Source organism: Lactobacillus kalixensis DSM 16043 (genome assembly GCF_001434335.1).
GTDB lineage: Bacteria > Bacillota > Bacilli > Lactobacillales > Lactobacillaceae > Lactobacillus > Lactobacillus kalixensis.
In genome coordinates this window covers 1-7,482 of the sequence record NZ_AZFM01000051.1, presented here as the reverse complement: position 1 = coordinate 7,482, position 7,482 = coordinate 1, and the positions used below count along the sequence as shown (strand labels likewise).

The window sequence follows — 7,482 nt, the reverse complement described above, 5'->3', positions numbered from 1 at the left end:
AAAAGCCAAGAGCCACGCGGAAAGAGCGTGATTCTTAGCTTTCAAGTTTCAGTTAAATTAAATAGTTCTTACGTAATCAATTCAGATCAACGTGTTAGTGGTCAGATTCTTAAAAAGATTGGCCTTCGAAGACCACTCCAGTTTAATGGTGTAAATAAATCTGATGCTCAACTTTTTGGTGATTTTCAGTCTTACTTATATGAAGTTGAGAAGATAAAATAAAACTATTTCACACTCACTTTATTTGATAAGCTAAAAAACCAACGATTTCTCGCTAAGTTGCAAGATTTCGTTGGTTTTCATTTTTTGGTTTATTTCCTATTCTGCATGTGAAACGAAGTATTCCGGCTTGCAAATCTTAGTCCAATCAACAAAGATTTTTTTCATCAAATAACCCACAGCGAATGGAATAACTAGCCATACAATTACCAAAACAGGAATATTGTGGAATCCAGCATTATATGAAGCCAAAGGTGATACAGCTCCAATTAATCCGAACCCACCAGATGCAGGTGTACCTTGAAGGCCGAGAATTGGAACGCTCAAAGTTGAAATTGCTGCAGTTAACGCAATTGGAATACCGATCACTGGATGTCTCAAGAAGTTAGGCATCATCATTTTGATAGCCCCAAGAAAAACGGCAACTGGAACACCAGGTCTATTTACTTTCAACGTTGCCCAGATCAAGAAAGTAGCCGAACTTGCCAAACCGAAACCACCTGCAGCAGAACCCATACCTGCCAAACCGATAGCTACCGAAATTGCTACAGTTGAAAGAGGTGTAACAATCAAAATTGCAAATGACATAGCAATCAAAATACTCATTGGGTATGGTGCTAACTTGGTAAACGTATTAATCACATCACCAATTCCAGTGGTAATCATTGACACATAAGGCTTGGTTAACGAACCTAAGAATCCGATTCCAGCTCCAGCTAAAATTGGAAAGAAAACAATTCCTAATGACCCGAAACGATTGCCGACCCATTTAATGAAAAGAACAGCCGCTGCTGCAGTCAACATGGTGTTAATTACATCTCCCATGCCAGCAAATTGAAATGCTGTAGTTGTTGTGCCATTAACTGTTTTTTGAACAGCGGTAATACATCCAGATCCAATGAAAGCTGCACCTCCAACACAGGCGCTCTCAATGTAACCTAAATTAAATTGTTTTGCTGTTGAGAACCCACACATCACTGCAAAAAAGTATTGAAAAACCGTTACAGTATGCAAAAGGCTCGCCACAATAGTATTTGAAGTAAATGGTGTCAAAAAAGTCGCTAAAATCGCATTAGGTAAAAGTGAAACAATAATGGCGGTTGCAGAGCCATTAAGTACTTTCATCGTAAACGATCCGACCGTTTCTTTCGATTGCTTTGTTTCAGTCATAAGAAGCCTCCTCGTGCTAATCCAAACAAAAGTCATTTGGGTTACTTGTTAGAAAATTTTCGAACAAAGTAATTTTGACTTTTTTCTCGTTAATTTCGTCAAATGTTATCATCGCAAAATTAAGAAGTCAATAATATTTTTAATTTTAAGTGAATAAATTTAATCTATACACAGCAATTTTTAATTTTTATCTATTATTTTTAGCAAAAAGTCATTGACTTTCTGTATTTTAGACATTAAAATTTTATTCAATAATTTAATCTATAAGGAGGTTAGTTCCAATGACTAAAACACGAGTTGAAGATTTAGACTGGAACAACTTGGGCTTTAAATATCATAACCTGCCCTATCGCTGGACAGATACTTTTGAAGACGGTAAATGGCAAGGTGGTCATTTAACTCAAGATTCCAACTTGGTTTTCAATGAAGCCGCCGAAGAATTACACTACGGTCAAGAGGTCTTTGAAGGGCTTAAAGCTTATCGCCGAAAAGATGGTGGCATTAACTTATTCAGACCAGATCAAAATGCTAAGAGAATGAAAAACTCTGCTGAGCGATTAATGATGGAAGCTTATCCAGAAGAAGAATTCATCAAGGCAATTAAAGAAGTGGTGAAAGCTAACGAAGATTTCATACCACCTTACGGTTCTGGCGGCACGCTCTATATTCGTCCTTTCATGTTAGGAACACAAGAAGTAGTTGGAGTAACTCCGTCTGATCGTTATATTTTTAGAGCTTACGCCACCCCAGTAGGTGCCTACGTTAAAGGGCTTAATCCAATGCCTTATGTAATTAGCGAACATGATCGTGCCGCTCATAAAGGAACAGGGCAAGCTAAGACTGCAGGTAACTATGCTGCTAGTCTCTATCCTTCATTTTTAGCCAAAAAACAAGGCTTCGCTGACTGTTTATTCCTTGACCCACGCGAACATCAATACATCGATGAATTTAGTGGTGCCAACTTCTACGGTATTACCAAAGACGGCCAATTCCAAACGCCAAAATCCGAATCAATTTTGCCTTCAATTACTAAAAAATCACTGTTGAAGATTGCCGAAGATATGGGATTAAACCCTGTTGAAACAAAAATCAGCGTTGATGAACTTGATAAGTTTGAAGAAGTCGGCGCAATGGGTACTGCTGCAGTGATCTCACCAGTAGGTTCAATTACTTACAAGGGTAAGAAGCACGTCTTCCACAGTGAAACTGAACCTGGTCCAATTACTCAAAAATTGTACGATACTTTATTCGGTATCCAAGTTGGCGATTTACCAGATAAATATGGCTGGGTAGTCAAATTAACTTAAATAATCTAAACAATACAAACACGTAAAATAACTCTCCTAGAAAAACCTTACAAAAAGGCCTCAGAAAAAACTTTCTGGGGCTTTTTTCTACGTCTATAAAAGTATTTTTATTAAGTATATTTAACACTTTTATCTAATTAGACAAAATCGCCGAAATTATTTGATCAAAATACAACTTCAATCTCTCATTCATATTTTCATTGACTACTGAAATTTTACTCAAATTTTCAATTACTTTTTCGCAATTATCCTTAAATCCAGCTGCCTTAGGACCAATCACACTAATATTTTTAATTTGCGATCCATTCGGCAAATCATTTTTCAAATCTAAGCATAACCGTGTGAAAATCATATTATTAATGCTCTGTTTTCTCGCTTTTTGAATATTCGATTCCTTTACTAAATCAATTGTTTCGATCAATATCTTTAAGATATTAGTCTGATCAATGTTATTAAAGCTATTATTTTCAACAACCACTTCTTTTTCTTCACCGCTCATCTTTTCTTTCAGTAAAGATGAAATACTCGACTCAGTTATTGCTACTTTAGGAGACTCTGTCTTTTGTAATTTTATATTGGCTTTTTTCATTTTGTCGATACTTACTAACTGCAGCAAGCCAAACAGTTTCAAAAAGTCATCATCTTCTTCAGGTATTACGGAAGCATCATACTTTTCAAAAGAAAAATCTAATAATTTTGTCTTAGGACTGGTAGAACCGTACATCAAATCTTTGCGGTATGCCCCAACAAACATATCTGCAATTTGAATCCCCATACTCTTTTTACTATCCACTGTAGTTAAACTTAGTTTGAAATCATAACCTTGTTGCTTAAACTTTTTCTTCCAAATGTTCATCAGATATTGTGCTGCAACTGCAAAATCAGTACCATCTTGCAAATCATTTCGATCATCAATAATTATTTTGACATTAATTGGCGTTTGCGTAGATGTATCTCCCATCGAAATTTCTTTCATTAAGTGGTGATAAATGGGCACAATATAATTTTCAAGCTTCGTAACCATGTTAAGCTTGTCACCGCCCTTGTTACTCATCACAAAGAAAGCAAGTTTAAACAGTCTGCCACTGCATTCATCAAAATATTTTTGTCCCAACTTTAATGCTTTCCGATTCAAATCATCAGAGCAATTAAAACTTTTTACTTCGACTCCTGGAGCAATTTTTTCATAGATTGTCTGACGATAGTTTGAAAAAGTTTTTTCTTTTATTGAACCAGGAAGTACATAAAAGCCTGTTAGAAAGCAATTTGGTTCCCTTATCAGCACATCAACATACGTACTCTCATCAATATAAATATAAATAGTATTAAACTCTTCTGCTTTTGTTAGAAAATTTTTCGCTACGTTTTGATAAAACATATTAGAAAATTTCACTTTCACAGACTTATTTTCTTTCAAAAGTTCCTTGGCACAAGTGCCGATAGCTAACTGCTTGTAGTCATTCATGCATTTTCCTCCGCAATCAAACATATGATCTAAAATTGATTTAAGTATAGCAAGATTTTCAAATTTTGCAAACACACGTTTCACAGTTTATTGTTTTTTGATTTTTTTCGTGACATTTCCAACCACATGTTCTATAATTTTAAACGAACAAGTATTCAGAACATACGATCAGCGAAGAAAAGCTAATAATTTCTTAGCTAGTATGATTATTTTTAGAAAGAGGTTACGAAAATGACACCATTTGAACAAGACAATTATAATTTCACAGCTGCAAAATTGGTTAAAGGAATGCGAGATGAACTCAATATGTCGCAAAAAGAATTTGCTAAATATGTTGATCAGCCAGAAGAAACAATTAGTAATATCGAAAATACTTTGATTGATGTTTCACCTGACCTACTTTTTACGATTATGCGAAAAGCTTTTCCAAATAATTCCTGTCGTTATGGATTAGTTCTTTAGATTCAGGTGAAAACAAACAGCGCTAGAAGATTTCTTCTAACGCCGTTTTTGTTCAATGTTATTTCTTAGCTAACCTTGTAGCATTTTCACCTGCAATTTTACCAGAAACAAAAGTCCATGCCTGAGCTTGACCGCCCCATGGAGTGTAAGCCTCATTATCTACGTTTTCGACACCTTCACTGTCTTGTCCAACAGCAAAGACATTTTCAATTGCACTACCATCTTTGCGCAAAACATTCATATTCTTGTCAACATTCAAGCCGCCACAAGTAGCATAGGCATAACCATCTGCTTCAAAGAGATAGTATTTTTCATCATTTGAACCTAATGCAGCAGTCAAAGCTTTTTCATCCATATTCAACTTCTTTGCAAGATCTTTTGGCATGCCAGCAAAAATATTTTCAGTCCGAATTCCTTCATCAATAATTTTTTCTAAATCTTGTACTGGTTGACCAGCTTTATATGGTTGCCCTCCTTGATCAAGAATAATTACGCCACTTTTAGAAGTTGCTTCACTTAACCCAGTTTGTTTTATTTCATCCAATTGTTTTTGAGTATAAGCATTGTAATATTTAAAGCCAGGTGCATATGCAATTCCTACTGTAATTTCACTATTTTGCGTTCCACTTTCATCTTTTGATGTAAGCAAGTTACCACTAATATCAAGCTTTTTAGCATCAGGTGTAGTAGCTAAAGCCGACAACGTTGCCTTTTGGTCCGGAGTTAATGAATCATCCCTGATCATATTAGGGACTTGAGAAATATGAATCATTGGTAACGTCTTAAGTGCATAAGTATCACCGCCAATTGCTTGTCCCATCTTAATTCCTGTCCCATTATTCAAACTGGTACCAAAAACTTGGGCAGTATGACCATAGACTTGATTCATCATTTCTCGGTTACCGACAAAACCACCACTAGCCAGGATTACTGCCTTAGCATAAATTTTATAGGTAGTGCCATCGCTTGCAATTGCTTTAACACCGACCACCTTATCATCATCTAACAAGAATTCTTCTGCTTTTGTTTCTAATAGGAAATCATTAACTTCATTCATATCTACAGCTTTTTTCAAAGCCTTCTTATATTGACCCAAGTGAACTGGTTCACCTGCATTATAGAACTTACCATCATCTGGAGTATAAACAGTCCATTCTTTCGTCCAATCAGGTCTTACAAACGATGGATAAAATCCTGCTGGCGCACCAAAGCTTGCACCATCAAAACTAATACCAAAATTCTTAATATAATAGTCCAAAGCTGGTCCATCTTGATCAATTGCAACTCGGATAACATCTTTTTTCTTAGTATCACCGACATAATCAAGCCAAGTTTGATACAAATCTTCAACATCGATATTATCTTTGCCGTCATTGTATTTTTCTGACATAATTTTTGAATTTACAACCATCGGACCACTAGTTAAAACGGAATTTCCGCCAATTTCGGCACCTGCTTCAATACCAAAAACTTTAGCTTCAGATAGTGCTGCGGCACAATAACTTAAAATTCCTGATCCACCAAGTCCAACAACTAATACATCATAACCGCTTTTTTCAATTATTTTCTGACTTTTTTCAACAGGTTTATGCCAGTCATCACTATCACCACCTGCATCAACTACAGCCTTTTCAACCAAGTGTTTAATTGCACCTGAAGAAACGCTTGCACCACTAACTGCATCTACGTCTAAAGATTGATGCTTGATAATTTGTGGAATAAGTTTCGATTCAGCAATACTAAACCAGTGACTGGTTTTTGAATCACTTTCTTCAGTAATATTGATATCTGTCAATTTATTATTTGAAAAAGTAATTTCACCACTCATCATACTTCTCCAACCATATGATGGGACAGTTTCTTTATACACTCCATCTTTAACTGAACGCACTTCTTCTACTTCATTTCCAGCTTGTTTTAAAATTTTCCTCATTGCACGTATTGTTGCATTACTCGTTTCAGTAGCACCAGTTACAACATCTAAATTGCTAGTCTGTTTGGAAATGATTTGACCTGCAAGTTTGTCGATTACTTCTTTTGTTTTGGGAGTTGATTCCTCACCTAAATCTATCTTTACCTTTTCGATTTTATTATTTTGAATTTTTGCACTAACTACGACATCGGAACTATGTCCCATTGCCTTTGCTTGATATGATCCATCTTGATAAGTCATAAAATTACCTCACTTCTAATAATTGTGATTATTCTCACTTATTATTATAAATGTAACCGTTATCTTTAGCTGTGTTATTATTAAAGCAGTATGTTAAGTCAAAACTTCATACAAGGATTTTTTATGTACAACGAGCAATTAGATACTTTTATTTCAATCGCAGAAAGCGGCAGTTTTTCTAAAACAACTGAGCAAATGTTTATTTCTCGCAATGCGGTTATGCAACAAATTAATTTGTTAGAAAAGAACACCGATTTAACACTTTTTATCCGTACAACACACGGAGTTAAATTAACAGCTGCTGGTAAGATTTTTTTACAACAAACAAAAAAATAAGTCTCTGCAATGAAATTAATCATAATATGCAAAAATATAAGAATACCATTCATATCGGGACAGGCTTTTTGAATCAACCTAATTTAATTCCATTACATTGGCGTGATTTCCAAAAAGAGTCTCCTAATGCAAAAATTGATTTTATCGACATTTCAAATTACGAAAAAATTCCTGATCAAATCCAAATAATTGAAGGTAGTTTTTCTAATAAACCTTTTGCAAGACAGAGATTTAGCTTTCATAAATTAATGACCATACCATATTTGATAGCTATACTGAATAGTTCATCTTTAATTAACTGAAACTTGAAAGCCAAGAATCACGCTCTTTCTGCGTGGCTCTTGGCTTTT

Annotated in this window: 7 protein-coding genes; 4 read left to right on the top strand and 3 right to left on the bottom strand. The window is 35.1% G+C overall.

Annotated elements, in window-relative coordinates; genetic code table 11:
• Nucleotides 1-222, top strand: a 222-nt coding sequence (locus FC46_RS10210; RefSeq protein ID WP_162253142.1) for a hypothetical protein, incomplete at its 5' end; no start/stop codon positions are given.
• Nucleotides 223-318: 96 nt separating this feature from the next.
• Here the strand turns inward: FC46_RS10210 and FC46_RS09300 are convergent.
• Nucleotides 319-1,389 (bottom strand): PTS sugar transporter subunit IIC, encoded by a 1,071-nt coding sequence (locus FC46_RS09300; RefSeq protein ID WP_057800071.1) that lies wholly within the window; start codon nt 1,387-1,389, stop codon nt 319-321.
• A 281-nt stretch (nt 1,390-1,670) separates the two neighbouring features.
• Between FC46_RS09300 and FC46_RS09295 the strand changes: the two genes are divergently transcribed.
• Nucleotides 1,671-2,696 carry a branched-chain amino acid aminotransferase gene (locus FC46_RS09295; RefSeq protein WP_057800069.1) on the top strand — a complete coding sequence of 342 codons (1,026 nt, stop codon included), beginning with the start codon at nt 1,671-1,673 and terminating at the stop codon, nt 2,694-2,696.
• Nucleotides 2,697-2,829: 133 nt separating this feature from the next.
• On the opposite strand, the gene FC46_RS09290 is transcribed toward FC46_RS09295, so the two are convergent.
• Nucleotides 2,830-4,161, bottom strand: a complete 1,332-nt coding sequence (locus FC46_RS09290) for a DUF3800 domain-containing protein (RefSeq protein WP_057800067.1) — start codon at nt 4,159-4,161, stop codon at nt 2,830-2,832.
• 231 nt (nt 4,162-4,392) lie between these two features.
• Here FC46_RS09290 and FC46_RS09285 point away from each other — a divergent pair, with 231 nt between their 5' ends.
• A complete protein-coding gene (locus tag FC46_RS09285; RefSeq protein ID WP_057800065.1) occupies nt 4,393-4,623 on the top strand; it encodes a helix-turn-helix domain-containing protein in 231 nt (76 codons plus the stop codon).
• A gap of 58 nt (nt 4,624-4,681) precedes the next feature.
• On the opposite strand, the gene FC46_RS09280 is transcribed toward FC46_RS09285, so the two are convergent.
• Nucleotides 4,682-6,796, bottom strand: coding sequence for an FAD-binding protein (locus FC46_RS09280; RefSeq protein ID WP_057800063.1), 2,115 nt, complete (start codon nt 6,794-6,796; stop codon nt 4,682-4,684).
• Nucleotides 6,797-6,919: 123 nt separating this feature from the next.
• Between FC46_RS09280 and FC46_RS09275 the strand changes: the two genes are divergently transcribed.
• Nucleotides 6,920-7,132 (top strand): helix-turn-helix domain-containing protein, encoded by a 213-nt coding sequence (locus tag FC46_RS09275; protein ID WP_057800061.1) that lies wholly within the window; start codon nt 6,920-6,922, stop codon nt 7,130-7,132.
• Nucleotides 7,133-7,482 lie beyond the last annotated feature (350 nt).

Bases quoted from the DNA above. Each gene is read 5' to 3' on its own strand.
- FC46_RS09295 (WP_057800069.1), top strand. From the start codon at position 1,671: ATGACTAAAACACGAGTTGAAGATTTAGACTGGAACAACTTGGGCTTT.
- FC46_RS09275 (WP_057800061.1), top strand. From the start codon at position 6,920: ATGTACAACGAGCAATTAGATACTTTTATTTCAATCGCAGAAAGCGGC.
- FC46_RS09285 (WP_057800065.1), top strand. From the start codon at position 4,393: ATGACACCATTTGAACAAGACAATTATAATTTCACAGCTGCAAAATTG.
- FC46_RS09280 (WP_057800063.1), bottom strand. From the start codon at position 6,796: ATGACTTATCAAGATGGATCATATCAAGCAAAGGCAATGGGACATAGT.
- FC46_RS09290 (WP_057800067.1), bottom strand. From the start codon at position 4,161: ATGAATGACTACAAGCAGTTAGCTATCGGCACTTGTGCCAAGGAACTT.
- FC46_RS09300 (WP_057800071.1), bottom strand. From the start codon at position 1,389: ATGACTGAAACAAAGCAATCGAAAGAAACGGTCGGATCGTTTACGATG.